The following is a 25,796-nucleotide window of genomic DNA, read 5'->3' as shown; positions in this document are numbered from 1 at the left end:
CAGGCCAGTGCGAATCAGAGTTCCCGCTTGAAGATCAGTAGCGGCTTGGTGCCCGGCAGAGTGAGGATTTTGACCAGCTCCCAGCCCAGCTTGCCTTGCTTGCTCAGCTCGGCCTGCATGTCCTCCAGCTTCAGGCCCAGCATCAGATTGGTCTTGGCCTCGATGGTGAGGTATTCCCAGCGCTTGCTCATGCGTCCTGCTCCTTATCGTCATGCGGCTTCGGCAGCCGCCCAGCCTTGCGCAGCGCATCGCGCAGCACGTATTCGATCTGTGCGTTGAGGCTGCGTAGTTCGTCGTCGGCCCAGCGTTGCACGGCAGCCAACACATCGGCGTTGATACGCAGCGGGTAGGCCTTTTTTTCGCTCATTCGCCGTCTCTGCGGCTGCCATGCCGGCGCAGGTGCATCACCATCGACACGATCAGCACGTTGACGCCGATGATCATGCCGATCACCACTGCATAGATGCCCGCACGGTTGTCGCCGGCCCAGTACAGGCATGCGGCGCCGACCAGGATCACCAGGCTGATCAGCGCCCAGCGCAGGCCCAGACCGCGTGCGCGGTCGTCATCGTCCGCGCCGATGGACGCGGCGATGGCCAGCGCGGGCAAGCCGGAAAGCGCGACCACCAGGGGCGCCATCACATTCATCGATTTGCCTCAATACAACGAGCCGGCGTTGACCACCGGTTGGGTACCGCGATCAGAACACAACACGGTGAGCAGGTTGCTGACCATATGCGCCTTGCGCTCTTCGTCCAACTGCACCACGCCATTCTTTTGCAGTTCGGACAGCGCCATTTCGACCATCTCCACGGCACCGGCGACGATGCGCGAGCGTGCGGCGATCACCGCATTGGCCTGCTGACGTTGCAGCATGGCCTGGGCGATTTCCGGCGCGTAGGCGAGGTGGCTGATGCGCGCCTCTATCACGTCCACGCCGGCCTGGGTCAGGCGCTCGTCCAGATGCCGCTTGAGCTGCTCGCTGATTTCGGACGGGTGGCTGCGCAGCGAGATCTGGCCGTCTTCGTGCTGGTCGTACGGGTAGCTGGTGGCCATTGCACGCAGTGCTGCTTCGGACTGGATATGCACGAAGCTCTCGTAGTCGTCGACGTTGTAGACCGCTTCGGAGGCATCCAGCACCTGCCACACGATCACCGCGGCGATCTCGATCGGGCTGCCATCCAACTCGTTGACCTTGAGTCGTCCGCTTTCGAAGTTGCGCACGCGCTGGCTGACGCGACGCTTGGCGTAGAACGGCACATTCCAGCGCAGGCCAGCGTCCTTGACGGTGCCGACGTACTTGCCGAACAGGCTCAGCACGGCGGCCTGGTTGGGCTCCAGGGTGTAGAGCCCGGCCAGCATGAAAATGCATGCCGCCGCGACCAGTACCGCGGCGATGAACGCGCCCAGCGTGACGCTGTTGTCCGCCATCATCGTCAATACAACCCAAGCGGTACCGACAAGGCCGGCGCCTGCGACGAGAACGACGGGAATGCCAGGTAACGAACCGATCGGCTTCTCTTTCATGAACGTGCATCCTTGTGAAGTGGTGAAAAGATATCAATCTGATATCAGATAAGCAATGGCTGGCCGTCGGCGTAGACGTTCACAGCCGTTAGAATGGCTGCCCCTCCCGTGTTGGACCGCGCTCATGACCACTCTCGGCACGCCGTTGTCGCCTTCTGCCACCCGCGTGTTGTTGCTGGGCTCGGGCGAACTGGGCAAGGAAGTGGCGATCGAGCTGCAGCGTCTCGGCGTGGAAGTGATCGCAGCCGACCGCTACGCGAATGCGCCGGCGATGCAGGTGGCGCATCGCGCGCACGTGCTGGACATGCTCGACCCCGCCGCGCTGCGCGCGTTGATCGCCAGTGAGCGGCCGCACCTGATCGTGCCGGAGATCGAAGCGATCCATACCGAAACCCTGGTGGCGCTGGAACGCGAGCAGGCGCAGAAAGTCATCCCGACCGCGCGCGCCGCGCGCCTGACCATGGACCGCGAAGGCATCCGCCGCCTGGCCGCGGAAACGCTGGGCCTGCCGACCTCGCCATACCGCTTCGTCGACACCGCCGCCGAATATCGCGAGGCGATTACGGCAGTGGGGTTGCCATGCGTGGTCAAGCCGGTGATGTCGTCATCGGGCAAAGGGCAGAGCACCTTGCGTCGCCAAGCCGATAGCGATGCGGCGTGGGAATACGCGCAGACCGGTGGGCGCGCCGGTGCCGGCCGCTGCATCGTCGAAGGCTTCATCGATTTCGATTACGAAATTACCTTGCTCACCGTGCGACATGCCGGCGGCACCTCGTACTGCGACCCCATTGGCCATTGGCAGCAGGACGGCGACTACCGCGAAAGCTGGCAGCCGCAGCCGATGTCGGCCGCTGCATTGCGGCGCTCGCAGGAGATCGCCAAAGCCATCACCGATGATCTCGGCGGCTGGGGCCTGTTCGGCGTGGAATTGTTCGTCAAGGGCGACGAGGTGTGGTTCAGCGAGGTCTCGCCGCGCCCGCACGACACCGGTCTGGTCACGCTGGTGTCGCAGGACCTGAGCGAATTCGCGCTGCACGCCCGTGCCATTCTTGGCCTACCGGTGGGCGCGGAAGACGGCGGCATGATCCGTCAGAGCGGCCCCTCCGCTTCGTGCGCGTTGCTGGCGCACGGCAATGGCGTGCCGGTGTTCGACAACGTGGCCGATGCGCTGCGCGACCCGGACACCGCTCTGCGCCTGTTCGGCAAACCGCGCGTGGACGGCCACCGCCGTGTCGGCGTCACCCTGGCGCGTGCGGACAGTCTCGATAGCGCGCGCGAGAAGGCGCGTGTGGCGGCCGCAGCATTGCGGATTCAACTGATCGCCTGAGCTCCCGGCCAACGTGTAGTGGTGCAGCCGCAGGATCGCTGCACCGTGCATGTTTTGGTTGCCGGCTCTGGAAATTCAGGCAGCGGCTAGCTGGCTAGGCAACAGTGGAATGAACTCCCGGCGCGTTTTGCCCCGTCAGCTCATGGCACGAGCTGCTGGTGCCTGCGTCTGCTCCTGTTGCAGATTTCGTTGCTGCTTTGCTTGCCTGCGTTCTGCCGCAGCCTGTGTCCAGGCCTGACTGCTCTGCTCGAGCGGTGTGTTGAGCGCGGCGACCGTCTCGACGTTGGCGCGCAACTGGTCGTGCGATCCCGAAGAATTGGAATCGTTCTGCACCGCGAATGCGCGCGACGCGTCGTTGCTGAGGCAAACCTCATCGATCCGTTTCATTCCCATCTTGCAGGATTGCACCGCCAAGCAGCTCGCAAGATTGTGGCTACGCGCGTCCGTTTGTCGTCCGTGTTCGCGATCCAGTGCCTGTACGTGCCCCTGTGCCTGTGCAAATAGTTGGTAGCCTGGATGTGTGGGATCCTTCAATGATGGCGCGTGCCGCTCTTCGCTGAGCATGTGCTGCTGCACCGACCTGTGCTCCGGAAGCGGGTTCCGGATTTCTTTATTCAATGGACTGTGCGGAAATGGTGCCTCGATGCTCTCTACACCGTGGATATTGCGTAGCCGGCGGTAAGCATCTTTCCCCGAGCCTTCTACCGATAAAGGGATACGAACGTCTGGAAGCAGTTGTCCCACTCCCGGGCCAGGCAAGCCGTTCACATCGACGCTCTTGTTCCGATGGAGCCCTGCATGATTGAGGGCAGCCCAAGTGAAGCCGACGCAATTGTTGTGTACGTCTCTGTATTCCTTGTCAAAGCCTAGTTTTTCCGGTTCTCGGCCTAGCTGTTGTAGCTTATCGTATTTTTCTTTGCTTATTCCATCGTTCTGGAATAGGCAGGTTTGTGATACTCATCCGCATCAGAATTGTAGATTCTGCCGGGACCATTGATCTGTTCGTGAGTGATCGGGGCAAATCCACAGCTTGTTGCTTGCTTACCATCGCTAGTCACGAAAAACATGTGGCCGGGACCGGGCATGACATGTACGCCATCTTTTTTGCTGCTGACCTTCATCGTATAAGGGTGTGCCGGGAGCTGCTATGACGACCGTTACTGTCTAGTGCTGCTTCTCCATAAAGAATTCCCCGTCAGGTTTATATTATTTAGAGGGTATTAACCTTTTTTGGATTGTGATTTCTGCATCAGGAATATTCAGTGTTGGATTGCCTGCTGCTGATGAAATATCGACACTGTAGCGGCCATAGCTCTTCAAGTGGAGGTTGCAGACGATCCAGTTGCTCGAATCGGAATCATGTGCCCCGGAGTCGATATATTTGATATCGTCGTTTCCTGCGCGCCAGCCAAAAAATTTTAGCTTGCTAGGCTCTTTTCTCAGCCAGGCTTGGAAGTTGTCCTCTGTAAATATTTTATTGCAACTCCCTGCCTCCCATTTGCAGGCGTTCACTTTAAGTGCATATCTTACCGGTGAGTCGCTGTTGTTTAGTGTTGTGACTGGGTCGACGGGTCCTTTACGACTCAGATTTAATCCGACGATATAGGATCGAGTGAGATTCACATTCTTCGGTGTCGCTTCAAATTCGAAGCGTATATGGGCGTCGGTCGCATCCACCGGAAATAGCCGGCTGAGCAGAAGGTTTTCTTTTTCAGAAGACGGTGGCTTGCTTGCACTGCACGCGCTCGCGAGGCAGGCGAGCGCGAAGGTCAGAAAAAAGGTGCCCAAGAAACAACGCGCATGGTGGAAATACAGTCTCATTCAACTTCCTTGCTACCTGTCCGCGAGGAAGTGTAAGAGCAGCTAACAAAACTACTGCACGGCCGCCAGGCGGGCGCGGCCGGTGCTCGGAATCGGCATGTACCACTCGTACACTCCGGTTCCTCCGCGCCGTCCGCACCCACCTGACCACCGCTCGCTACGTTCTGTTAGCCGCTCTAAGCCTGTCGACTGAATCCGGATCACCCAAATTTAATGGGTCCGCCTTCGGGAACCTTGTCAATCACCGCCTCGGGTATTTCCGGAAGTCATCTGGTCCTTTGACACGGCGTTAGGACCCGGGTGTTGGTTAAGTCTTCCCTTTCTTGCGTATAGCCTTGGTCTTATATGCAACCGTCGACGCCAAGCCCCGAGCATGTTATCTCGGGGCATCGGGACGATTGCTCAGTTGCCAGCCACATCCACCCACACCGCGTGATGGTCGCTTCCATCGGCAATCGCCGCGTCCGGCGCGCTGCTGGCCGGCCAGAAAATGCCGCTGTCGATCAGGGTGAACTGGCGCGATGGCAGCACGTAGTCCAGGCGCATGGTGCCGGCTTGCGGGCCGAAGTCGCCGGTGACCTGATGTGGGTCGCCGCTGTGGGCGATGCCCCGCGCGGCGTATTCGGCGGTTTTCTCCGGGCCGCCATCGCTGCGTGGTGTGGGGTACTGCAGCACGCGCGGGTGGTGGATCAAGGCGCGGATCGCCTCATGGCGGCCGGCGCCATCGATCGGGTCGTTGTTCAGATCGCCCAGGATGACAAAGCGCGCGTCGGCAGCCAGGCCGCCGCAGCCGCCCTTGTCGTCGCAGAGCCAGCGTTGGCTTTGGGGTGCGTTATCCAGATAGGCGCGCCACAGCTGCAGTTCGTCGTGGTTGCGCGCGGCGTTGCGTTTCTCGGCACCGTCGAACACCGGCGGGGTGGGGTGCGACACCAGCGCATGCACGACACCCAGCGGCGTGCGTACCGGTACATCCCAATGCGATTTGGACGACAGCCGCAGCTGTGCCCAGATGGCATCGCGGTAGAACGGCATTTTGCTGGTCGGGTCGATCGGCCGCACTGCACCGGGCAGCGCGCTCCACTTCAACAACTGGAAGCTACGCGCCGCCTGCTCGTCGATCGGGTAGCGCGACAACACCAGCATGCCGTACTGGCCGGGGTGCAACCCGTAGCCCCAGGCATCGTTGCCACGCGCGCGCCCTTCGCCGCCGGCGCTGCCGTTGTTGTCCAGATCCAGGCCGCTTGGCACACCGGTATTGACCGGTGCCAGATAGCGGTACGGATAACGCAACGCCTCGCCGCCACCGGGCTGGGCAACCTGCAGATAGCGTTGCTGGAACAGATCGGCAGCACGGTGTTCCGGGTCGAAATCGAACTCGTTGAGCAGCACCAGATCCGGGCGCACGCGCTGCAGCACCGCAGCGATCTTGCGTGCATGCGCGCTGTCGCCTTGCAGCTCGCGGATCAGGCCGCCGGCCTCGTCCGAATACAGCGAGGTGTTGTAGGTGGCGATGCGCAGCGTTGCCGCTGCGGGCCTGGCGGCAAGGGCATCGGAGTGCGTCATGGGTGACGGCGTGCGATGAGTGCAGGCCGCGCACAAGGCGGTCAGCGTGAGCAGCAGTAGAGGTTTCATCATCGCGGGATTCTCGCACGCGGGATGCGACACGCCGATGTCGCAATCCGGCGGCGGCTCAGTCGCCCGATGTGTGGGCGGGCAAGCTGCACCATTGGCGGCCATCGTAGGCTTCCAGTGCATTGAAGCGGCGCTTGTAGTTCATCTTCGTGTGGCCATCGATCCAGTACCCCAGATACACATGCGCGCGTCGCTCGCGCTGCGCCCACTGGATCTGCTGCAGGATCGCGAACGTGCCCAGGCTGCGCGCTGCCGCCTCCGGCGCGTAGAACGTGTACACCGCCGACAGCGCATGCTCGACGACATCGGTCACTGCGACGGCCAGCAGCCGGCCGGGCAGGTGCGCGACGGGCGGTTCGCGGATCTCCAGGAAGCGCCCGTGCGACCAGCCGCCGATCAGGAACTGGTCGAATTCGGTGGCGCCATGCTCGTCCATGCCGCCGCCGGGATGCCGGTGCTTGAGGTACTGGCGATAGAGCGCCAGTTGTTCGTCGGTGCGCTCGGCGGCCACCACGCGGACGACCAGATCCTGGTTGCGCGCCAGGCAACGGCGTTGGCTGCGGTCGGGATGAAACGCATCCACTGCGATGCGTACCGGTACACAGGCGCGGCACCGTTCGCAGTGCGGTCGGTAGACCAGATCGCCGGAGCGACGGAAGCCCCATGCCAGGGCCTGCGGATAAATCGCACCCAGACGCGGGTCGTGCGGATCCAGCACCAGATCGCGCGCCTGCCGGTCGGACCAGTAACCACAGGCATGCTCGCCGGTCTGGAACAGGCGCAGGTCGTCGTGGGTGTCGGCATGGATGGCCATCGCCGAAGGATAGCGCCTGAGCGTCGCATCAGCGGCGACTGTCCGCCGGATGAATACGCCCGGCCTGGACGTCAACGCGGGCATCGATGGCCCGTTGATGTGGGTGTTGGTGGCAGCGCACGGACGATCCGCACGCACCACCCACGCGATGCGGCCCATGCAGGTGCCGCGTGTGGTTCTTATCTCTCAGGAGTGTCTCATGACGTCACGCAAACCCTTCCTCGCCCTGGCCGTGCTGGCCGCGCTGTCCACCGGCGCCGCATTCGCCGCCACCGTGCCGGCTGCCGGCGATGCGCCGCGCCCTGCCAAGCTCGACAAGAACGGCGATGGCATGATCGACCGCAGCGAAGCGGCTGCCGATCCGACATTGGCCACGCAGTTCGATACGCTGGACACCAACAAGGACGGCAAACTGTCGCGCGACGAGCGCCCGCATCATCGTGGCGGCGGACGTGGCGAATGGATGGCCAGGCTCGATACCAACAAGGACGGCCGTATCAACCGCGAAGAAGCCAAGGCCGACCCGAAATTCGCCGCGCGCTTCGACCAGATGGATGTCAACAAGGACGGCTTCGTCGACGGTGCCGACCGTGCGCTGCGCATGCAGCAGCATCGCGATGCATGGTTCGCCAAGGCCGATACCGACAAGGACGGCAAGCTGAGCAAGGCCGAATTCGATGCTGCGTCCCAGTAGCGCGGCGGGCACGGGGCGGGTGGAATGAAGGGGCACGGCAACCATGGCAAGCCGGCGCCCGCGACAGCACCTGCTACCAACCGCTGAGGCATCGCCGACTGCGGCGTTCGCGGTTCATCGCCTAGCGCCGCTCGGGACCGGCTAGTTCAGCCAGCTGTTTGCAATCCGTAACAAGGCGGCGATTCACCGCGCCCTCCCGCCTGGCGGGAGGGCGCTTGCGTTTGCGCCAGACGCTGGCCGCAAGCGCAACGCTCAATCGTGCTTCCATGACGTGGGGATCGGATTGGAGATGGTGTTCTTCTCCAGTGTGTAGGTGCCGTTCTGCTGTGCGATCGCTTCGCCGGTGTCGACGATGGCGTTCTGGATAAAGACATTCTGCTTGTCGCCGCGCACGAAGGTCAGCTGATGGAACGCAGTCTTGTTGCCCCAGTCTTCCGAGGGCAGTGAGATGAACCGGATCGTGTAGGTCTGGTCGTCGAAAGCTCCCTGGAGAACATAGACGCCGTAATGGTTTTCCCCTTGGGTAATGATCTTGTACATGCCGTTGCTGAAATAATAGATTTCCGCATCGGGGAACGGTTTTTTGTCGTACAGCTTGCGGTAGTGAAGCACCTGCTTGAAGGTCGGTGCTCCGAAACTTACCGACAGCGTCTTGCCGTCGGGCGACGAGGTCAGTCCGTCCGCATGCGCACTCATGCTGGCCATCATCAGCAGACTGGTGAAGAGGCTTGCCTTCACTTCGTTACTCCGGGTTTGATTGAATCATCCGTGCTTATAACAGCGCGGGCGCTACCCGATGGCTGCTGCAGTCGGATACGAGCGCATCACTTCGGATCTGCGACGTTGCTGCCCACGGGGCACACCTCCGCATGCAGGCCACGCCGAACATGCTCCAGTGCGCGCAGTCGACGACCATGCACCAGTCCTGCGTAACGCATAGCAGATGCTGCCGTCAGCGCGGATGGGACCCGCACCCGCATGTCATCGTCTCGAGAGAGTTTGCAACTGTCGGTACGGCGGTAACGTCAGCCCGGCCTCAGAGCATCCCACGCTGCATGTAGTGCTGCACGATGGGCAGAATGACGGCCGCCGTGCTCACCAGCATCCCGCCCGGACTGAACATGCAGCGGTACAGCAGCGGTGCCCGTGTGGCGCCACGTCTGCGCGCATCGCGTTCCAGCATGGAGCGCATGACGCGTGGCAATAAGCGGAGGGACTGATAGTTGAGCACCGCCATGCCTGCACACAGCGTCAGCAGCGATGCCCACGCGCCCGCCTCCAGATGTTTCAGTAGCAGCATGCTGCCGCACACCAGGACCGAGGTCAGCGTGGTGATGTGAATGAAACGCCGAATCGCCGCTGCCTCGCTGGCGTTCTGCGCAAAGCGCAGCAGATACCAGCACGACCCATACGTACAGAATCCGGCAATCAGCACGGCGCCAGCGGCATGCAGCGCCGGCATGCCAAGCCAGAGACTGAGTGCCCCAGCAGCCCCACCCCCGCTGAGCCGGTCAATCCGCTCACGCCCAATTTGCCCGCGCCACTCATGCCCGTGAGCACAATGGCCGCACTTGCCGTTCCCGGTGCGCCGAGCAGGGTGGCCGAGGTCACTGCGGTGGCGAAGGCCACGCTGGGCGCGCTGCCGCGTGCGAAGTCGCCGAAGCGGCGCAGCAGTTCGCTGCGCACGCTGGCGCGAGCGCGTGACAGGCGCTTACGCACCGCCGCGTCGTTGAGGCCGAGCAGCGACGCAACCTGCTGCGAGCTCTGGCCTTCGCGGTAGTACAGCAGCAGCGTTTCGCGGCTTTCTTCCGGCAGTGCAGAAATGATGTCGAGCGCGGCGATCTCTTCTTCCACCTGCAGCAGTTGGTCGGCGGGCGAGGGCGCCGGGTCGGCTGCCATCGCGATCGCAAGGTCGGCCGCCTCGCCGCTGAGCGCACGATGGCGGTTGGCGCGTAGCCAGTCGCGCGCCAGGTTGCGGGTGATCTGCCGAAGCCAGGGCAGGAAACTGGCCGGCTGATGCAGTTGCGCCAGCCGCTGCCAGGCACGCAGGAAGGCTTCCTGGGCGATGTCTTCGCTCGCTGCGATATCGCGGGTGATCGCCAGCGCGATGGCGGTCACCGTGTTCTGGCGGGCGCGGACGATGCGCCCGTAAGCCTGCTGGCAGCCAGCTGCTGCATTGGGCAGTTCGCGTTGCAACATCAGATCCAGCGTGTCGGCGTTCATCGGCGCAATCCATGTCCTGTCGCCAGCATGACGCATGTTGGCAGTGGATGTGACCGCGTTGACGATGAGGGCACCTGCCGCGCCGCCGGCTGGTCGCGGGTGGGGCGGCGCGCTCAGCGCGCCGGCTGGATCCGCACGCGCATTTCTTCGTCTTCTGCGGCCGGCTGTGCCGCCTCTGGCGCCGGCGCCTGTTGCGATGCCGGTTGTGCCGTTGGTGCCAGCGGTGCCGGCGCGCTGCGATGGCGCACCACCACCACCATGGCCACGGCACCGATCACCAGCAGCAACACCAGGCGGATACGCCAGGCCCAGCTACGCGCGCTGGCACTGGAACCGTTCTCGCCTTCGCGGAAGGTGTATTCGACATTCGGCAAATCGCGGCGGGTGGTGTCCAGCAGGCGGGCGTCACGCAGCAGTTCGCGCGCACGCGGCTGGTCGTTGGCATGCACGATCCACACGGTGGGCTGCGCCTGGGCATTGCTCTGTTCCAGATAGCTGAACTGGCCGCCGCGCTTGCTCTGATAGGAGCGGCCATTGCTGAGGCGGATTTCGATGCCCGCATCGCGCAAAAGAGTGGCCACGCCTTCGGCGGTTTCGATACGTTGACTGCTGAAGATCTTGCGCATGGTGGAAAACGCCGTTGGGTCCGGAACAGATGGCGCCATTGAGACGCCGGTTCAAGATGACACATCGTTGATGCGGGTGGGCGGTCAGGTGGCCGTGTACGCAAGGCGGACAAGCATGCCAGCTTGGGGCTTTTACGGCGCGCGTGGGAGAGCTGCTCAGCTGCCTTCAACACCGCCAGCGTGTGCGAACCGGCAATCAACCAGCGTGCGGCGCTGTGGCGCGTCGAGGCCTACTCGTTGGCAGGCACGGCAATCGCACTGCCGTCGGGTACGACACGGATCAAGCCTTCCTGGGTGGTGCTGGCGACCAGTACGCCGTCGCGGGTGAAGAACTGCCCGCGCGCCAGGCCACGCGAGCCCTGCGCGGTGGGGCTGTCCAGCGAGTACAGCAGCCAGTCGTCGGTGCGGAACGGGCGATGGAACCACAGCGCATGGTCGAGCGAGGCCATCTGCACGTTCGGCGTGTAATAGCTGATGCCATGCGGAAACGTGGATGTGCCCAGCAACTGAAAATCCGATGCATAGGCCAGCAATACCTGATGCAGTGCTACATCGTCGCCGATCGGGTCATTCAAGCGCAGCCACATCTGCTGGAACGGAGGGCGCTTGGGCGGTTTGAGTTCGTCGCGTGGGAACACATGGCGAAACTCGAATGGGCCGCCGCGCGACAGCCAGCGCTGCACCTTGGCCGGCAGCTTCTCAAGCACCTGCTGTGCCAGTGGCTGGGTAGGTTCGATGTCTTCCGGTGGTGGCACGACCGGCATCGCCGACTGATGCTCGGCGCCGTCTTCGTGCTCCTGAAACGAGGCCGCGCAGAAAAAGATCACCTTGCCGTGCTGGATCGCCGTAACCCGGCGCACCGAGAAGCTGCCGCCATCGCGGGTGCGGTCGACGTCGTAGACGATCGGGTGGTCGATATTGCCGGCACGCAGGAAATACGCGTGCAGCGAATGCGCCTGGCGGCCGTTTTCGACCGTGGCCTGTGCTGCCGACAGCGCCTGGCCCAATACCTGGCCGCCGAACACGTACTTGGTGCCGATGTCGCGGCTCTGGCCGCGAAACAGGTTGTCCTCCAGACGCTCCAGCGACAGCAGGCTGATCAGTTCGGAGACAACGGGTTCGGCGGTGGCGGACAAGGGGCTGACCTGGACGTGCGACGGACCGCGATTATACCGGGCGGCCCGCGGGTCACCGTCCCGATGGCGTGCTCAGGCCTTCTGCAGGCGCGCGACCAAGGCGTGCAGCGCGCTTTGCGCATCGGGTGCGTACCAGCCATCGATGAAGCGCTCCAGCTGGATCAACTCGGGCGCCAATGCCGCGCGCAGGTCCGCGCGCGCGATCGCACGTGTGGTCAGCATCGGTTGGCGCGGCAGCTGCTGCAGTTCCTGCAGCCACGCCACAGCGCGCGCGGTGACCAGCTCGCCATCGACCAACTCGTCCACCAGGCCGATCTTGGCCGCCTGTTCGGCTGGTAGGAGTTGCCCGGAGATCAGCAGGCGTTCTGCGCGGTGCGCACCAACCACGCGGCGCAACAGACGCTGGATGCCCTCTGGCGCGGCAAGGCCAACCTGCACTTCGTTGAGGCCGATCGCATAGGGTTTTGCGGTCTCGGCACTGCGCGCCATTACCCGGTAGTCGCAGCACAGCGCCAGCACGCAGCCGCCGGCCGGCGCATGCCCACCGATGGCTGCCACCACCGGGACGCAGCTGTTGGCCAGCGCCTGCGCCGCGTCGAAGAACGCGGTCCAGCTGGCCAGCAGCGCGGCGCGGTTGTTGCCGTGTGCCAGCAGATGCGGCACATCCATGCCGCCGGAAAAAATCCGCTCGCTGCCCGACAGCACGATGCCATCGACCTCCTCGGCCGCCTGCTGCACCGCAGCGCTCAACGCCTGGCACACCGCGCTGTCCAGCGCATTGACCGGCGGACGCGCCAGACGGATTTCGCGAAGACGGCCATGGTCTAAGATCTGGATGCTCATTCGGGGCTCCTGGAGGTCGGGTCATGATAGACGGCAGTCGAAGCAGGCAGGGTAGGTATGCCGGTGTGGTGCTCGTGGCGTTGGCGGTGTTGGCCAGTGCGGGCGTGTCGGCGCAGTGCCTGCCTGAATTCAAGAATGGCTGGGTCCGCATGCCGCCACCCGGCGGCATGGGAATGGCGGCCGGTTTCGGGCAATTTCATAACGGCTGTGCGCAGCCGCTGAAGGTCACTGCTGCCAAAAGCAGCGTGTTTGCCGATGTCTCCTTGCACGAGACCACCCAGGCCAATGGCGTCAGCCGCATGCGGGCAGTGCCCGAACTGGCGTTGCCCGCGGGCAAATCGGTGCCGCTCGCGCCGGGTGGCCTGCACCTGATGCTGATGGACGCCAATGCGCCGCTGCAGGAAGGCGCGCAGGTGCCGGTGAGCTTCACCTTGCAGGACGGTCGTGAAATCAAGGCTACGTTGGAAGTGCGCAAGCGCGCGCCGGGGTCTTGAGGGTTCGCCTGCTGCCGCGCAGGCGTGCAAGCATTTAAATCGAAAAGCGGCGGCCCCTCGCGGAGCCGCCGCCGATCGTTCACGCTGACTTGGTCAGCGACAGCGCCGATGAGAACTCAGCTGCTGGCCGCACGCACCGCATCTGGAAGTAAGGCGCTCTTGCCGGTCTGCGTATCGATCCACACCACCACCACGTTGCCATCGGAGTACAGCTTGCTGTCGTCCTTCTGGTCGAAGATGCGGTGGCCGATGGTCACGCTGCTGGTGCCCAGACGTTCCACGAACAACTCCACGGTGATGTCGTTGGGCCAGATCAACGGCTGCTTGTAGTTGACGTTGGTGGCAGCAACCACCGGCGCAATGCGGTCGGTCATCGCCACGCCTTGCACGCCCAGCATCCAGCGCACGCGCGCCTCTTCCAGATACGAAATGTATTTGGCGTTGTTGACGTGGCCCATGCTGTCCATGTCGCGCCAGCGCACGCTGATCGGGATGCGTGCCAGGATCCTGTGTTCGCTCATCAGCTTGTCTTCTTCTTTGCAGTCTTCTTGGTGGCGGATTTGGCGACCTTGGCCACCTTCTCCGGTTTGACCTTGCGCGGCGGGCGCGCATCGGGCTTGTTGGCCATCGCCGCCGGACGCGTCTCGCGCGCTTTCACCGACGGCAGCATCTTGGCCAGGAACTGCCCGGTGTAGGACGCCTTGTGGGCAGCCACGTCTTCCGGTGTGCCGGACACCAGGATGGTGCCGCCACGATGGCCACCTTCCGGCCCAAGATCCACGATCCAGTCGGCGGTCTTGATCACGTCCAGATTGTGTTCGATCACCACCACCGTGTTGCCCTCGTCGCGCAGCTTGTGCAGCACGCCGAGCAGCGCTTCGATATCGTGGAAGTGCAGGCCGGTGGTCGGTTCGTCGAGGATGTACAGCGTGCGCCCGGTATCGCGACGCGACAGTTCCTTGGACAGTTTGACGCGCTGCGCCTCACCGCCGGACAGCGTGGTCGCGCTCTGGCCCAGCTTGATGTAGCTCAGGCCGACATCGACCAGCGTTTCCAGCTTGCGCGCGATCGACGGCACCGGCTCGAACAGACGCAGCGCATCTTCCACGGTCATCTGCAACACGTCGCTGATGTTGAAGCCCTTGTAACGGATCTCCAGCGTCTCGCGGTTATAGCGTTTGCCATGACAGACATCGCAGGGCACATAGACGTCGGGCAGGAAGTGCATCTCCACCTTGATCATGCCGTCGCCCTGGCAGGCCTCGCAGCGGCCGCCGCGCACATTGAAGCTGAAACGGCCCGGCGAATAGCCACGTGCACGCGATTCCGGCACCTGCGCGAACAGCTCGCGTAGCGGCGTGAACATGCCGGTATAGGTCGCCGGGTTGGAGCGCGGTGTGCGCCCGATCGGTGACTGGTCGATGTCCACCACCTTGTCGAACAGGTCCAGATTTTCGACTTCGCGATGCGGTGCCACCGTATGTGAGGCGCCGTTGATTTCGTTGGCCGCCAGCGTGAACAGCGTATCGTTGATCAACGTCGATTTACCCGACCCGGACACGCCGGTGATGCAGGTCAACAGGCCGGCTGGAATATCCAGGTCGACATTCTTGAGGTTGTTGCCTGTCGCCCCACGCAGATGCAACATCATCTTCGGGTTGGGCTTGTGGCGCTGCTTGGGGATCTCGATGCGACGCTTGCCCGACAGGTATTGGCCGGTCAAGGAACGTGGCGATTTTAAAATGTCCTGCAGCGTGCCTTGTGCGCAGATTTCGCCGCCATGCACGCCGGCGCCGGGACCGATGTCCAGCACGTGATCGGCCAGGCGAATGGCGTCTTCGTCGTGCTCGACCACGATCACCGTATTGCCCAGATCGCGCAGCCGCGTCAGGGTGCCGAGCAGGCGCTCGTTGTCACGCTGGTGCAGGCCGATCGACGGTTCGTCCAGCACGTACATCACCCCGACCAGGCCGGCACCGATCTGACTGGCCAGGCGGATGCGCTGCGCCTCGCCGCCAGACAGCGTGTCGGCCTTGCGCTCCAGGGTGAGGTAATCCAGGCCCACATCGACCAGGAAGCCCAGCCGCTCACCGATCTCCTTGACGATCTTGGCCGCGATCTCGCCACGCCAGCCCGGCAGCGACAATCCGCGGAAAAAGTTCAGCGCCTCGTTGACCGGCAACACCACCAGTTCCGGCAGCGGGCGATCGGCCACGAACACATTGCGTGCAGCGCGGTTCAAGCGCGTGCCGTTGCAGGCCGGGCAGGGCTGCTGGCTGACGTACTTGGTCAGCTCTTCGCGCACGGCCGGCGATTCGGTTTCGCGGTAGCGCCGTTCCAGGTTCGGCAGGATGCCTTCGAAGCGGTGCTTGCGCGTGGTGCGCCCGCCCGCATCGGTGAAGTAGGTGAAGTTGATCACCTCATCGCCACTGCCGAACAGCACCGCCTGGCGCACCTTGGCCGGCAACGTGTTCCACACCGCATCCACGTCGAACTTGTAGTGCTTGGCCAGCGAGGCGATCAGCTGGAAATAATAGGCATTGCGCCGGTCCCAGCCGCGCACGGCGCCGGCCGAGAGCGACAGTTCCGGATGCACGACCACCCGGTCCGGGTCGAAGAATTCGGCCACGCCCAGGCCGTCGCAACTCGGGCAGGCGCCCACCGGTGCGTTGAACGAAAACAGCCGCGGTTCCAGCTCCGGCAACGAGTAATCGCACACCGGGCAGCTGTACTTGGACGAGAACAGATGCGGGGCTGCGGCCGGGTCGTCCAGCGACTGCACCGCCACCATGCCTTCGCCCAGCTTGAGCGCGGTTTCGAAACTTTCCGCCAACCGCTGCTTGATGTCCTCGCGCGGGCGGAAGCGGTCGATCACCGCTTCGATGGTGTGCTTCTGACGCAGTGCCAATGCCGGCACCGCATCGATTTCGTACAGCTCGCCGTCCACGCGCACGCGCACGAAGCCCTGCGCACGCAGCTGTTCGAATACCTGCGCATGCTCCCCCTTGCGGTCGCGGATCACCGGGGCCAGCAGCATGTAGCGCTGCTCCTGATCCTGGGCGAGCATGTGGTCGACCATCTGGCTGACGGTCTGCGCTTCCAGCGGGAAGCCGTGATCCGGGCAACGCGGTTGGCCCACGCGTGCGTACAGCAGGCGCAGGTAGTCGTAGATTTCGGTGATCGTGCCGACCGTGGAGCGTGGGTTGTGCGAGGTGGACTTCTGTTCGATCGAAATCGCAGGCGACAGGCCTTCGATATGATCCAGGTCCGGCTTTTCCATCACGCTGAGGAACTGGCGCGCATATGCCGACAGCGACTCGACGTAGCGACGCTGGCCTTCTGCATAGATGGTGTCGAACGCCAACGATGACTTGCCCGAGCCGGACAGGCCGGTGATCACGATCAGTTTGTCGCGAGGCAGGTCGAGGTCGATGTTCTTGAGGTTGTGCGTCCGCGCGCCGCGGATGCGGATGAAATCCATCGCCATGGGGGATCCGATGTCGGGCCGGCGAACCGGCGGTGGTGCGAGCGTGCTCAGCAGGAATGAGTGGCAGTCGATCAGCCTACCCGCCGACCTAGGTGAGGGCAATTGCCCCAAATGCCAGTCTGCCGGGGCCGTTGTGGCGGCCGGATGATGCGTTCCACGGCTGGATTCGCCCGGCCAACCAACTCCCGCTTGCGGGTTGACCCGAAACCCGCTAGGTCAGTACAATCCCGCTTCTGTCTGCCCCATGGGTAAGTCAGGCGACCATAATAACTACAGAGGAACACCTGGTCATGTACGCAGTTCTGGTAACTGGCGGTAAGCAATACCGCGTCGCGCAGGGCGAAACGCTCCGCGTGGAAAAGCTCGAAGTCGAAGCAGGCAACGAGATCAAGTTCGACACCATCCTGATGCTGGGCGATAGCGACGGCATCAAGCTGGGCGATGCGCTGAAGGGCGCCTCGGTCACCGCCAAGGTCGTGGCCCATGGCCGCGCCGACAAGGTGCGCATCATCAAGTTCCGTCGCCGCAAGCATCACATGAAGCGTCAGGGACACCGTCAGTACTACACCGAAATCGAGATCACCGGCATCGCCGGTGGCGACAAGAAGTAAGGAGAACCAGTCATGGCACATAAAAAGGGCGTAGGTTCCTCGCGCAACGGTCGCGATTCGAACCCGAAGTACCTCGGCGTCAAGATCTTCGGTGGCCAGGCCATCGACGCCGGCAACATCATCGTGCGTCAGCGCGGTACCCAGTTCCATCCGGGCGCCGGCGTCGGCCTGGGCCGCGACCACACGCTGTTTGCGCTGGTCGACGGCAAGGTCGAGTTCTCGGTCAAGGGTGCGAAGAAGCGTCGTACCGTCAGCGTGGTTGCCGAGGCGTAATCGCCCGCTCCATGCAGGCCAGTTCGCAGCCGCGCCAGCGCGGCTGCGAACGACACGGAGGGCCCCGCTTCGGCGGGGTTTTTCGTTTGACGGCCGGGAGTGGGGATTCGGGATTGGTGATTCGCAACGGCGGATTTCGATCGTCCCGATATCGTTGCTTCCTGCGGTTTCCGCGGTCGCCCTGCGGCGTCCTGCGGTGTTACCAATCCCAAATTACGAATCCCAAATCTCATGAAGTTAGTCGACGAAGCAGAAATCCTGGTCACCGCCGGTAATGGCGGCAATGGCTGTGTCGGCTTTCGCCGCGAGAAGTTCATCCCGCTTGGCGGGCCTGACGGCGGCGACGGCGGTGCGGGCGGCAGCGTCTGGATCGTGGCCGACGAGAACGTCAACACCCTGGTCGATTTCCGCCATGAGCGCACCTTCAAGGCGCAGCGCGGCGAGAACGGCATGGGCCGCCAGGCCTATGGCAAGGGTGGCGAAGATCGCGTCATCGTGGTGCCGGTCGGCACTGTGGTCATCAATGTGCAAACCGATGAAGTGATCGGCGACCTGACCCAACATGGCGATCGTCTGCTGGTGGCCAAAGGTGGCAAGGGTGGCCTGGGCAATATGCATTTCAAGAGCTCGGTCAACCGTGCGCCGCGCCAGTCCACCACGGGCGAAGAGGGTGAGGAGCGTTTGCTCAAGCTTGAGCTCAAGCTGCTGGCCGACGTCGGCCTGCTGGGCTTCCCCAACGCCGGCAAGAGCACGTTGATCCGCGCCGTGTCCTCGGCGACGCCGAAGGTCGCCGATTACCCGTTCACTACGCTGTATCCGAATCTGGGTGTGGTCAGTGTCGAGGCCTACCGCAGCTTTGTGATTGCCGACGTGCCGGGCCTGATCGAAGGCGCGGCCGATGGTGCCGGCCTGGGCACGCAGTTCCTGCGCCATCTGCAGCGCACCCGCCTGCTGCTGCATCTGGTGGATATCGCCCCGATGGATGGTGGCGTGGACGGTGTGTCGCCGGCCGATCAGGTGCGTACCATCGAGCGCGAGCTGGAGCGGCACGATCCCGAACTGCTGAAGAAGCCGCGCTGGCTGGTGCTCAACAAGGCCGACCTGATGTTCGAAGACGAGGCGTGCGCCGCCGCCGAAGCCATCGTGGCCGAGCTGGGCTGGACGGCGCCGTGGTACCTGGTGTCTGCCCTGGGTCGCGATGGCACCTTCCCGATCATGAAGGACGTGATGGCGTTCTTTGACCGCCAGCGCGAGGACGAGCTCGAGGCACGCAATGCGGGCTGAGCGCATGCACAGGCGCACAAAAAACCCGGCCAAGGCCGGGTTTTTCTGTACTGCCGGAAGCCAGGCTCCCGGCAATACTGCAACTGGTCGCTTACGCGGCCTTGATGGCCTTGATGCGAGCGGTCAGGCGACTCTTGTGACGCGCAGCCTTGTTCTTGTGAATCAGGCCACGGGCGCTGAAACGGTCGAGGATGGGCTGAGCAACGGCGAAAGCGGCTTCGGCGCCTGCAGCATCGTTGGCGTCAAGGGCCTTGATCACCTTCTTGACGGCGGTGCGCAGCATCGAACGCTGGCCGGTGTTGCGCTCGTTGCGCACAACGGTCTGCTTGGCGCGCTTCTTGGCGGACTTGATATTGGCCACGGTGGTGGGTTCCTGAAAAATCGGTATGGTGGAAAAAGCAAGCGCGAAAGTATGATGGACCCAGATATGTACGTCAAGTCAGTTGTCAAGAGGGATGCAGCGTGAGCAAGCCCGGCATGTTGAGAGGCCTGCTCTCATTTAGCAGCATGACCATGGTGTCGCGGGTGTTGGGGCTGGTGCGCGACCAGGTCATCACCACCACCTTCGGCACCAATGCGGTGACCGATGCGTTCTGGGTGGCCTTCCGGGTCCCCAACTTCCTGCGTCGGCTGTTTGCCGAAGGCTCTTTCGCCACCGCCTTCGTGCCGGTGTTCACCGAGGTCAAGGAAACCCGGCCGCATGCCGATCTGCGCGAACTGATGTCGCGCGTGGCCGGTACCCTCGGAGGCGTGTTGCTGCTGGTCACCGCGCTGGCGCTGATCTTCGCGCCGCAACTGGCCACGCTGTTCTCCAGCGGCGTGGACACCGATCCGGCCAAGCATGGCCTGCTGGTGGACCTGTTCCGTCTGACCTTCCCGTTCCTGCTGTTCGTCTCGCTGACCGCGCTGGCCGGCGGGGCGCTGAACAGTTTCCAGAATTTCGCCATGCCGGCGCTGACCCCGGTGATCCTCAACCTGTGCATGATCGGCGGGGCAGTGTGGCTGGCGCCGCGGTTGGGCGGGACGCCGGAGAAACAGATCATCGCGCTGGGCTGGGCGGTGCTGGTGGCGGGCATGCTGCAGTTGCTGTTCCAGTTGCCTTCGCTGAAAGGCATCAACCTGCTGACCCTGCCGCGCTGGGGCTGGGGCCATCCGGGCGTGCGCAAGGTGCTGACCCTGATGATCCCGACCTTGTTCGGCTCCTCGATCGCGCAGATCAACCTGCTGCTGGACACGGTGATCGCCGCGCGGCTGGCCGATGGCTCGCAGTCGTGGTTGTCGCTGGCTGATCGCTTTCTGGAACTGCCGTTGGGTGTGTTCGGTGTGGCGCTGGGCACGGTGATCCTGCCGGCGCTGGCGCGCCATCACGTCAAGACCGACCGCGCAGCGTTTTCCAGCGCGCTGGACTGGGGTTTCCGCACCACCTTGTTGATCGCGATGCCTGCGATGCTGGGCTTGCTACTGCTGGCCGAGCCGCTGGTGGCAACGTTGTTCCAGTATCACAAGTTCAGCGCGTTCGACACCCGCATGACCGCGATGTCGGTCTACGGGTTGAGCTTCGGCCTGCCGGCCTACGCCATGCTCAAGGTGGTGCTGCCGGCGTTCTATGCCCGCCAGGACACCCGCACCCCGGTGCGTGCGGGCGTGGCGGCGCTGGTCGCCAACATGGTGTTCAATTTCGCGTTGCTGGCTGTGGTCTACCAGATCATGGTGCCGCCGGAGCTCAAGGCGCAGGGCGTGATGCAGGCGTTGGGCAAGCAGCCGGGCCTGCATCTGGCGCTGGGTATCGCCAGTGCGCTGTCGAGTTATCTCAATCTGGGATTGCTGTGGTACTGGCTGGGCAAGTCCGGGGTGTATCAGCGCCGGCCGGGCTGGGGCGGCTATGCGCTGCGTCTGCTGCTGGCGTGTGCGGCGATGGCGGTGGTGCTGTTGGGCCTGCTGTGGTGGCTGCCATCGTTTACGCAGATGGATAAGTGGAGTCGCATCGGCTGGCTGGCCGTGCTCGTCGGCAGCGGGGGGGTAACCTACTTGGTCGCGCAGCTGGCATTGGGGCTGCGGCCGCGGCATCTGCGCGAAAGCTAGAGCGACTGCGAACGAGGGTGGGCGCGCTGCAAGGCCGACTGCGCTGTCCAGCGTTTCGTGCAGCCCATTGCACGGCGATCAATCGGGCGCTGCCGCGCCGGACTGCGCCCATGCGGCTTGACAGGCACGGCTATACTTGCAGGTTATGTATCAACGAGGGTCGGCTGGTTGGCCGGCATCTGTTTGGATCGAGGAATGAGTACGCTGTTTAGAGACGTCGAGGGCGGGACGCTGTTCCCGCGCGGAAGCGTGGTCTGCATCGGCGCCTTTGATGGCCTGCACCTGGGACATCGGACGCTGGTGCAACACGCCGTGGCGCGTGCGCGCGCACTCGGTGTGCCGGCAGTGGCGGTGAGCTTCGAGCCGCTGCCGCGTGAGTTCTTTGCGTCAGCCGCGCCGCCGCCGCGTCTGACGCTGGCCCGCGCCAAGATCGAAGGCCTGTATGGGTTCGGTGTCGACAGTGTGGGCATGATCCGTTTCGATGGCCGCCTTTCGAAGATGAGCGCGGAAGATTTCGTGCGGCTGGCGCTGGTTGGTCGGCTGCGCGCGCGCGAGGTCTGGATCGGACCGGAGTTCCGTTTTGGTCATCGGCGCGGTGGCGACATCGGCTTGTTGCAGACGCTCGGCGAACAGCATGGCTTTGTGGCCGGCGAGATCGCTCCGGTGCATCTGCATGGCGAGCGGATTTCGGCAACACGCATTCGCGAACTGCTTGGGGCCGGCGAATTCGCCCACGCCGGCGACTTGCTCGGTCGCCCGTACGCCATCGGTGGGCGGGTAGTGCGCGGCAAGCAACTCGGTCGCACCTTGGGCTATCCCACGGTCAACTTGCGCTTTGCGCGCACGCCGGCCTTGTCGGGGATCTATGCGACCTGGGTGCATGGTGTGGCCCAGACGCCATGGCCGTCGGTGTCGAGTTTCGGTACCCGCCCGACCGTGGCAGGTGTGGAGCCGTTGCTGGAAGCGCACCTGTTCGATTTCCAGGGCGATCTGTATGGCCGGCATCTCGAAGTCGAATTCGTCGCCAAGCTGCGCGACGAAGAAAAGTTCGATGGCCTGGAGGCGCTGACCGTGCAGATGCATCGCGACGCCGCGCAGGCGCGTGCGGTGTTAGCGACACATGCGAGTTCTCCCCAAGATGCGAATCGCTCGCAAACGCCCGAAGATAATGCGAGTCCCTCGCAAGAGCCCGCACATCCATGTGCGGACTTGTTAAAAAATCCAGCGCAACGGTAGATTCCTGTGACCCAAGATTACAAAGCCACTCTCCATCTGCCTGCGACGGAATTTCCGATGCGCGGCGACCTGCCCAAGCGCGAGCCGGCGATGCTGGAGCGCTGGGAGCGCGAGGGCTTCTACGCGCAACTGCGCGCCAATGCCGCCGGCCGGCCGTTGTTCGTGCTGCACGACGGCCCGCCGTATGCCAACGGCCAGATCCACCTGGGCCATGCGGTCAACAAGATCCTCAAGGACATCATCGTCAAGTCCAAGTATCTGGCTGGCTTCGATGCGCCCTACATCCCGGGCTGGGATTGCCACGGCCTGCCGATCGAGATCGCGATCGAAAAGAAATACGGCAAGGTCGGCGTCAAGCTCGACGCCGCCGAGTTCCGCCAGAAGTGCCGCGAATACGCGACCGAGCAGATCGATCTGCAGCGGCGCGACTTCAAGCGGCTGGGCGTGATCGGCGATTGGGACAACCCGTACAAGACGCTGGATTTCCGCTTCGAAGCCAACGAAATGCGTGCGCTGGCCAAGGTGGTCGATAACGGCCATCTGACGCGCGGCGTCAAGCCGGTGCATTGGTGTTTCGATTGCGGTTCGGCACTGGCCGAGGCCGAGATCGAATACGCCGACAAGGTGTCGCCCACGGTAGATATCGCTTATCCGGCGCGCGATCCAGGCGCAGTCGCTGCCGCATTCGGCGCCAGCCTGCCGGCAGGCACCAGCGTGGCGGTGCCGATCTGGACCACCACGCCGTGGACGCTGCCGGCATCGCTGGCGGTGAGCGTGGGTGCGGAGCTCGATTACGTATTGGTCGAAGGGCCGACCGATCGCGGCCAGCCGCGTTGGCTGGTCGTGGCCGAGGCCCTGGCAGCGAAGGTGCTGGCACGCTACGGCGTGGATGACGTGGTCGCGCATGGCCATGCCAAGGGCGCCGTGCTGGACCAGATGCTGCTCGATCACCCGTTCTACGCCGAGCGCGAGATCCCGCTGCTGCTGGGCGAGCATGTCTCTGCCGAAGAAGGCACCGGCGCCGTGCATACCGCGCCCGGTCACGGTCAGGAGGACTATCAGGTTTCCAAGCAGTACGGCCTGTTGGAGCGCTACACCGCCGCGCAGATCAATCCGGTGGACGGACGTGGCGTGTATCTGCCGTCGACCCCGCCGCTGGGCGACACCGTGCTGGCCGGGCTGCATATCTGGAAGGCCAACGAGATCATCATCGAGGCATTGCGCCCTACCGGGGTGGTGCTCGCCGCCAGCAAGATGGAGCACAGCTACCCGCATTGCTGGCGTCACAAGACGCCAATCGCGTTCCGCGCCACGCCGCAGTGGTTCATCTCGATGGAGCAGGCCAATCTGCGCGCCGATGCGTTGAAGGTGATCGAAGACGTGCGTTGGTATCCGTCCTGGGGTCAGGCGCGCATCGCCGGCATGATCGAAGGTCGGCCGGACTGGACCATCTCGCGCCAGCGCACCTGGGGTGTGCCGATCGCCTTGTTCGTGCATCGCGAAACCGGCGAGCCGCATCCGCGCAGCACCGAGTTGCTGCGCCAGGTGGCCGACCGGGTGGAGCAGGGGGGCGTCGATGTCTGGTACACGCTGGACGCGGCCGAACTGCTGGGCGATGAAGCAGCCGACTACGACAAGATCACCGACATCCTTGATGTGTGGTTCGACTCCGGTGTGACGCACGAAGCGGTGCTGGTCGACCGTGGGCTGCCCAAGCCGGCCGACCTGTATCTGGAAGGCTCCGATCAGCACCGCGGCTGGTTCCAGTCTTCGCTGCTGAGTGGCGTGGCGATGGACAAGGCGGCGCCCTACAAGCAGTGCCTCACCCATGGTTTCACCGTGGACGAGCACGGCCGCAAGATGTCCAAGTCGTCCGGCAACGGCATTGAGCCGCAGGAGATCATGAAGACCCTGGGCGCGGACATCCTGCGCCTGTGGATCGCCTCGGCCGACTACAGCAACGAAATGTCGCTGTCGCAGGAAATCCTCAAGCGTAATGCCGACGCCTACCGCCGCCTGCGCAACACCGCGCGCTTTTTGCTCGGCAACCTGCATGGCTTCGACCCGCTGCAGCATCTGGTGGCGCTGGACGACATGGTGCTGCTGGACCGCTGGATCGTGCATCGCGCGCATGAGCTGCAGGAGAAGATCGTCGCCGCCTACGCGCGCTACGACTTTGCCGAGATCGTGCAAGCGTTGCTGAATTTCTGCAGCGTGGACCTGGGCTCGCTGTACCTGGACGTCACCAAGGACCGTCTGTATACGATGGCCGAAGACGCGCGCGGCCGGCGTTCGGCGCAGAGCGCGATGTATCACGTGGCCGAGGCGTTCGTGCGCTGGGTGGCGCCGGTGCTGAGCTTCACTGCCGAAGAGCTATGGGCGTATCTGCCGGGCGAGCATATCGGCAACGTGCTGTTCGCGACCTGGTACGACGGCCTGGCGCCGTTGCCGGCCGATGCCGCGTTGACCAGCGCCGAGTTTGACAAGTTACTGGTGCTACGCGAACAGGTGGCCAAGGTGCTGGAGCCGATGCGGGCCAATGGCGCGATCGGTGCGGCGCTGGAAGCGGAAATCACCGTGGCCGCCGATGCGCAGACCGCCGCGCGCTGGAAGCCGCTGGCCGAGGAACTGCGTTTCCTGTTCATCAGTGGCGATGTCACCGTGACCGCGGCCAGCACCGACGACATTTTCGTCAGCGCCCAGCCGACCACCAAGGCCAAGTGTGTGCGCTGCTGGCACCACCAGGCCAGCGTGGGCAGCGATGCGCGGCATCCGGAGCTGTGCAGCCGCTGTGTCAGCAACATCGAAGGCCCCGGCGAGCAGCGTCGCTGGTTCTGACGCCGGTTCGGCGGCAGTGCGCGGCAGCGATCTCGCCGCGCACTGCCGTTGTCGCGCGCCAGCGCAGTCTGCGTCAGCCGCCGGGGGCCTTGGTCGCTACCAGGCGGACGCGGCCGGCCCAGCGCAGCTGCCTTGCGTTTCTGAAGCTTGGGGCACGCAGCGGGGCGGGATAGGGCTGGTCACTGAACCGTTCATGCCATCCTTGCGCGTCTGCAACCCAGTGTTTGTCGTTGTGTTCTGTCATTTCAGTCACCACTGCCACCCAGGCATCTTCTCCGGCATCGGAGAAGCGGCCACCAACTGCGATCTTTCGACATGAGTCAACGCCCCAAACCCTCCGCCTTGATCTGGCTCGTGCTGTCGGCCGTCGTGGTCGGCCTGGACCAGTGGAGCAAGGCCTGGGTGCTGTCCAGCCTGCCTGAGTACACCCCGGTGCCGGTGATCGATGGCTTCTGGAACTGGTACCGCACGTACAACACCGGCGCAGCCTTCAGTTTTCTGAGCGATGCCGGCGGTTGGCAGTTATGGTTCTTCACCGCGTTGGCGGTGGGCATCAGCGGCCTGTTGGCGTTCTGGCTCTCACGGACCGCGCGCGGGCAATGGCGTAGCGCGCTGCCGTATGCGCTGGTGATCGGCGGGGCCATCGGCAACGTGATCGACCGGTTGATGCACGGCCACGTGGTGGATTTCATCCAGTGGTACATCGGCAGCCACACCTGGCCGTCCTTCAACATCGCCGATTCGGCGATCGTGGGCGGCGCGATCGGGATCGCGGTGTTCGGCCTATTCGACAAATCCGGCAAGCAGGAGGCGGGAACCGGGAATCTGCGCTGAAGCCTGCCTGCAGG

The 25,796-nt window shown here is 63.8% G+C and carries 25 protein-coding genes, 1 other RNA gene and 2 pseudogenes; 11 read left to right on the top strand and 17 right to left on the bottom strand.

Features of this window, described 5'->3' with window-relative positions:
- Positions 1-14: 14 nt before the first annotated feature.
- From XBLMG947_RS21665 to XBLMG947_RS13770, 4 genes are read right to left on the bottom strand one after another with little or no spacing between them, the layout of a single operon-like run.
- Positions 15-191 carry a DUF4177 domain-containing protein gene (locus tag XBLMG947_RS21665; protein ID WP_083993105.1) on the bottom strand — a complete coding sequence of 59 codons (177 nt, stop codon included), beginning with the start codon at positions 189-191 and terminating at the stop codon, positions 15-17.
- The gene (locus XBLMG947_RS13780; RefSeq protein ID WP_065469238.1) at positions 188-367 is read right to left on the bottom strand and encodes a type II toxin-antitoxin system antitoxin; all 180 of its coding nucleotides are present in this window, start codon (positions 365-367) and stop codon (positions 188-190) included. The genes XBLMG947_RS21665 and XBLMG947_RS13780 overlap by 4 nt, the downstream gene beginning before the upstream one ends.
- A complete protein-coding gene (locus XBLMG947_RS13775) occupies positions 364-648 on the bottom strand; it encodes a hypothetical protein (RefSeq protein ID WP_065469237.1) in 285 nt (94 codons plus the stop codon). The genes XBLMG947_RS13780 and XBLMG947_RS13775 overlap by 4 nt, the downstream gene beginning before the upstream one ends.
- A 9-nt stretch (positions 649-657) precedes the next feature.
- Positions 658-1,527 carry an SPFH domain-containing protein gene (locus XBLMG947_RS13770; protein ID WP_065469236.1) on the bottom strand — a complete coding sequence of 290 codons (870 nt, stop codon included), beginning with the start codon at positions 1,525-1,527 and terminating at the stop codon, positions 658-660.
- A gap of 124 nt (positions 1,528-1,651) precedes the next feature.
- Here XBLMG947_RS13770 and purT point away from each other — a divergent pair, with 124 nt between their 5' ends.
- Positions 1,652-2,854, top strand: coding sequence for a formate-dependent phosphoribosylglycinamide formyltransferase (gene purT, locus XBLMG947_RS13765; RefSeq protein WP_065469235.1), 1,203 nt, complete (start codon positions 1,652-1,654; stop codon positions 2,852-2,854).
- Positions 2,855-2,989: 135 nt separating this feature from the next.
- Here the strand turns inward: purT and XBLMG947_RS13760 are convergent, their stop codons facing one another.
- From XBLMG947_RS13760 to XBLMG947_RS21660, 3 genes are all read right to left on the bottom strand, one after another.
- A complete protein-coding gene (locus tag XBLMG947_RS13760) occupies positions 2,990-3,472 on the bottom strand; it encodes an XVIPCD domain-containing protein (protein WP_245228193.1) in 483 nt (160 codons plus the stop codon).
- A 302-nt stretch (positions 3,473-3,774) separates the two neighbouring features.
- Positions 3,775-3,975: a hypothetical protein gene (locus XBLMG947_RS22695; protein ID WP_139074400.1), complete on the bottom strand. Its 201-nt coding sequence runs from the start codon at positions 3,973-3,975 to the stop codon at positions 3,775-3,777.
- An 85-nt stretch (positions 3,976-4,060) separates the two neighbouring features.
- The gene (locus tag XBLMG947_RS21660) at positions 4,061-4,675 is read right to left on the bottom strand and encodes a hypothetical protein (protein WP_083993104.1); all 615 of its coding nucleotides are present in this window, start codon (positions 4,673-4,675) and stop codon (positions 4,061-4,063) included.
- Between the two features lie 97 nt (positions 4,676-4,772).
- Here XBLMG947_RS21660 and XBLMG947_RS13755 point away from each other — a divergent pair.
- Positions 4,773-4,848, top strand: a non-coding RNA gene (locus XBLMG947_RS13755) — sX9 sRNA.
- 229 nt (positions 4,849-5,077) lie between these two features.
- Here XBLMG947_RS13755 and XBLMG947_RS13750 read toward each other — a convergent pair.
- Positions 5,078-6,412, bottom strand: a complete 1,335-nt coding sequence (locus tag XBLMG947_RS13750; RefSeq protein WP_065469233.1) for an endonuclease/exonuclease/phosphatase family protein — start codon at positions 6,410-6,412, stop codon at positions 5,078-5,080.
- Positions 6,366-7,280 carry an arginyltransferase gene (locus tag XBLMG947_RS13745; RefSeq protein WP_065469232.1) on the bottom strand — a complete coding sequence of 305 codons (915 nt, stop codon included), beginning with the start codon at positions 7,278-7,280 and terminating at the stop codon, positions 6,366-6,368. Before XBLMG947_RS13745 ends, XBLMG947_RS13750 begins: the two co-directional genes overlap by 47 nt.
- Before the next feature lie 40 nt (positions 7,281-7,320).
- Here XBLMG947_RS13745 and XBLMG947_RS13740 point away from each other — a divergent pair.
- A pseudogene (locus XBLMG947_RS13740) lies at positions 7,321-7,902 on the top strand (EF-hand domain-containing protein).
- A gap of 165 nt (positions 7,903-8,067) precedes the next feature.
- Here the strand turns inward: XBLMG947_RS13740 and XBLMG947_RS13735 are convergent.
- From XBLMG947_RS13735 to XBLMG947_RS13715, 5 genes and pseudogenes are all read right to left on the bottom strand, one after another.
- A complete protein-coding gene (locus XBLMG947_RS13735) occupies positions 8,068-8,553 on the bottom strand; it encodes a hypothetical protein (RefSeq protein ID WP_181093251.1) in 486 nt (161 codons plus the stop codon).
- A gap of 298 nt (positions 8,554-8,851) precedes the next feature.
- Positions 8,852-10,038, bottom strand: a pseudogene (locus tag XBLMG947_RS13730) (RNA polymerase sigma factor).
- A gap of 113 nt (positions 10,039-10,151) precedes the next feature.
- On the bottom strand, positions 10,152-10,664 hold the full coding sequence (locus XBLMG947_RS13725; RefSeq protein ID WP_065469231.1) for a putative signal transducing protein: 513 nt from the start codon (positions 10,662-10,664) through the stop codon (positions 10,152-10,154).
- A gap of 230 nt (positions 10,665-10,894) precedes the next feature.
- Positions 10,895-11,800: an acyl-CoA thioesterase II gene (gene tesB / locus XBLMG947_RS13720; RefSeq protein WP_065469230.1), complete on the bottom strand. Its 906-nt coding sequence runs from the start codon at positions 11,798-11,800 to the stop codon at positions 10,895-10,897.
- 72 nt (positions 11,801-11,872) lie between these two features.
- On the bottom strand, positions 11,873-12,643 hold the full coding sequence (locus XBLMG947_RS13715; RefSeq protein WP_065469229.1) for an enoyl-CoA hydratase/isomerase family protein: 771 nt from the start codon (positions 12,641-12,643) through the stop codon (positions 11,873-11,875).
- A 65-nt stretch (positions 12,644-12,708) separates the two neighbouring features.
- Here XBLMG947_RS13715 and XBLMG947_RS13710 point away from each other — a divergent pair, with 65 nt between their 5' ends.
- Positions 12,709-13,137 carry a copper chaperone PCu(A)C gene (locus XBLMG947_RS13710; RefSeq protein ID WP_065469228.1) on the top strand — a complete coding sequence of 143 codons (429 nt, stop codon included), beginning with the start codon at positions 12,709-12,711 and terminating at the stop codon, positions 13,135-13,137.
- A 116-nt stretch (positions 13,138-13,253) separates the two neighbouring features.
- On the opposite strand, the gene XBLMG947_RS13705 is transcribed toward XBLMG947_RS13710, so the two are convergent.
- A complete protein-coding gene (locus XBLMG947_RS13705; protein WP_065469227.1) occupies positions 13,254-13,658 on the bottom strand; it encodes an acyl-CoA thioesterase in 405 nt (134 codons plus the stop codon).
- Positions 13,658-16,624 (bottom strand): excinuclease ABC subunit UvrA, encoded by a 2,967-nt coding sequence (uvrA, locus tag XBLMG947_RS13700; RefSeq protein ID WP_065469226.1) that lies wholly within the window; start codon positions 16,622-16,624, stop codon positions 13,658-13,660. The genes XBLMG947_RS13705 and uvrA overlap by 1 nt, the downstream gene beginning before the upstream one ends.
- A gap of 290 nt (positions 16,625-16,914) precedes the next feature.
- On the opposite strand from uvrA, the gene rplU reads away from it, so the two are divergent.
- From rplU to obgE, 3 genes are all read left to right on the top strand, one after another.
- Entirely contained in the window at positions 16,915-17,235 is a 321-nt protein-coding gene (gene rplU, locus XBLMG947_RS13695; protein ID WP_005989959.1) for a 50S ribosomal protein L21, read from the top strand.
- 12 nt (positions 17,236-17,247) lie between these two features.
- The gene (gene rpmA / locus XBLMG947_RS13690) at positions 17,248-17,508 is read left to right on the top strand and encodes a 50S ribosomal protein L27 (protein WP_010365804.1); all 261 of its coding nucleotides are present in this window, start codon (positions 17,248-17,250) and stop codon (positions 17,506-17,508) included.
- Between the two features lie 231 nt (positions 17,509-17,739).
- On the top strand, positions 17,740-18,792 hold the full coding sequence (gene obgE, locus XBLMG947_RS13685; RefSeq protein ID WP_065469225.1) for a GTPase ObgE: 1,053 nt from the start codon (positions 17,740-17,742) through the stop codon (positions 18,790-18,792).
- Positions 18,793-18,883: 91 nt separating this feature from the next.
- Here obgE and rpsT read toward each other — a convergent pair whose 3' ends face one another.
- Entirely contained in the window at positions 18,884-19,153 is a 270-nt protein-coding gene (gene rpsT, locus XBLMG947_RS13680) for a 30S ribosomal protein S20 (protein ID WP_002807888.1), read from the bottom strand.
- 116 nt (positions 19,154-19,269) lie between these two features.
- Here rpsT and murJ point away from each other — a divergent pair, with 116 nt between their 5' ends.
- From murJ to lspA, 4 genes are all read left to right on the top strand, one after another.
- Positions 19,270-20,874, top strand: coding sequence for a murein biosynthesis integral membrane protein MurJ (murJ, locus tag XBLMG947_RS13675; RefSeq protein WP_065469263.1), 1,605 nt, complete (start codon positions 19,270-19,272; stop codon positions 20,872-20,874).
- A gap of 195 nt (positions 20,875-21,069) precedes the next feature.
- Positions 21,070-22,110, top strand: a complete 1,041-nt coding sequence (locus tag XBLMG947_RS13670) for a bifunctional riboflavin kinase/FAD synthetase (RefSeq protein ID WP_065469224.1) — start codon at positions 21,070-21,072, stop codon at positions 22,108-22,110.
- 6 nt (positions 22,111-22,116) lie between these two features.
- Positions 22,117-24,948 carry an isoleucine--tRNA ligase gene (ileS, locus tag XBLMG947_RS13665; protein WP_065469223.1) on the top strand — a complete coding sequence of 944 codons (2,832 nt, stop codon included), beginning with the start codon at positions 22,117-22,119 and terminating at the stop codon, positions 24,946-24,948.
- A gap of 315 nt (positions 24,949-25,263) precedes the next feature.
- Positions 25,264-25,782, top strand: a complete 519-nt coding sequence (gene lspA / locus XBLMG947_RS13660; RefSeq protein ID WP_065469222.1) for a signal peptidase II — start codon at positions 25,264-25,266, stop codon at positions 25,780-25,782.
- Positions 25,783-25,796 lie beyond the last annotated feature (14 nt).

Source organism: Xanthomonas bromi, from assembly GCF_900092025.1.
GTDB classification, from domain to species: Bacteria; Pseudomonadota; Gammaproteobacteria; order Xanthomonadales; family Xanthomonadaceae; genus Xanthomonas; species Xanthomonas bromi.
Note: the sequence above shows the minus strand (reverse complement) of the source record. Positions and strands in the feature narration are given on the sequence as shown.

Coding starts and splice junctions, on each gene's coding strand:
- XBLMG947_RS21665 (WP_083993105.1), bottom strand. CDS start 191: ATGAGCAAGCGCTGGGAATACCTCACCATCGAGGCCAAGACCAATCTG.
- XBLMG947_RS13780 (WP_065469238.1), bottom strand. CDS start 367: ATGAGCGAAAAAAAGGCCTACCCGCTGCGTATCAACGCCGATGTGTTG.
- XBLMG947_RS13775 (WP_065469237.1), bottom strand. CDS start 648: ATGAATGTGATGGCGCCCCTGGTGGTCGCGCTTTCCGGCTTGCCCGCG.
- XBLMG947_RS13770 (WP_065469236.1), bottom strand. CDS start 1,527: ATGAAAGAGAAGCCGATCGGTTCGTTACCTGGCATTCCCGTCGTTCTC.
- purT (WP_065469235.1), top strand. CDS start 1,652: ATGACCACTCTCGGCACGCCGTTGTCGCCTTCTGCCACCCGCGTGTTG.
- XBLMG947_RS22695 (WP_139074400.1), bottom strand. CDS start 3,975: ATGAAGGTCAGCAGCAAAAAAGATGGCGTACATGTCATGCCCGGTCCC.
- XBLMG947_RS21660 (WP_083993104.1), bottom strand. CDS start 4,675: ATGAGACTGTATTTCCACCATGCGCGTTGTTTCTTGGGCACCTTTTTT.
- XBLMG947_RS13750 (WP_065469233.1), bottom strand. CDS start 6,412: ATGGCCGCCAATGGTGCAGCTTGCCCGCCCACACATCGGGCGACTGAG.
- XBLMG947_RS13745 (WP_065469232.1), bottom strand. CDS start 7,280: ATGGGCCGCATCGCGTGGGTGGTGCGTGCGGATCGTCCGTGCGCTGCC.
- XBLMG947_RS13725 (WP_065469231.1), bottom strand. CDS start 10,664: ATGCGCAAGATCTTCAGCAGTCAACGTATCGAAACCGCCGAAGGCGTG.
- XBLMG947_RS13715 (WP_065469229.1), bottom strand. CDS start 12,643: ATGAGCATCCAGATCTTAGACCATGGCCGTCTTCGCGAAATCCGTCTG.
- XBLMG947_RS13705 (WP_065469227.1), bottom strand. CDS start 13,658: ATGAGCGAACACAGGATCCTGGCACGCATCCCGATCAGCGTGCGCTGG.
- uvrA (WP_065469226.1), bottom strand. CDS start 16,624: ATGGCGATGGATTTCATCCGCATCCGCGGCGCGCGGACGCACAACCTC.
- rplU (WP_005989959.1), top strand. CDS start 16,915: ATGTACGCAGTTCTGGTAACTGGCGGTAAGCAATACCGCGTCGCGCAG.
- rpmA (WP_010365804.1), top strand. CDS start 17,248: ATGGCACATAAAAAGGGCGTAGGTTCCTCGCGCAACGGTCGCGATTCG.
- obgE (WP_065469225.1), top strand. CDS start 17,740: ATGAAGTTAGTCGACGAAGCAGAAATCCTGGTCACCGCCGGTAATGGC.
- murJ (WP_065469263.1), top strand. CDS start 19,270: ATGTTGAGAGGCCTGCTCTCATTTAGCAGCATGACCATGGTGTCGCGG.
- XBLMG947_RS13670 (WP_065469224.1), top strand. CDS start 21,070: ATGAGTACGCTGTTTAGAGACGTCGAGGGCGGGACGCTGTTCCCGCGC.
- lspA (WP_065469222.1), top strand. CDS start 25,264: ATGAGTCAACGCCCCAAACCCTCCGCCTTGATCTGGCTCGTGCTGTCG.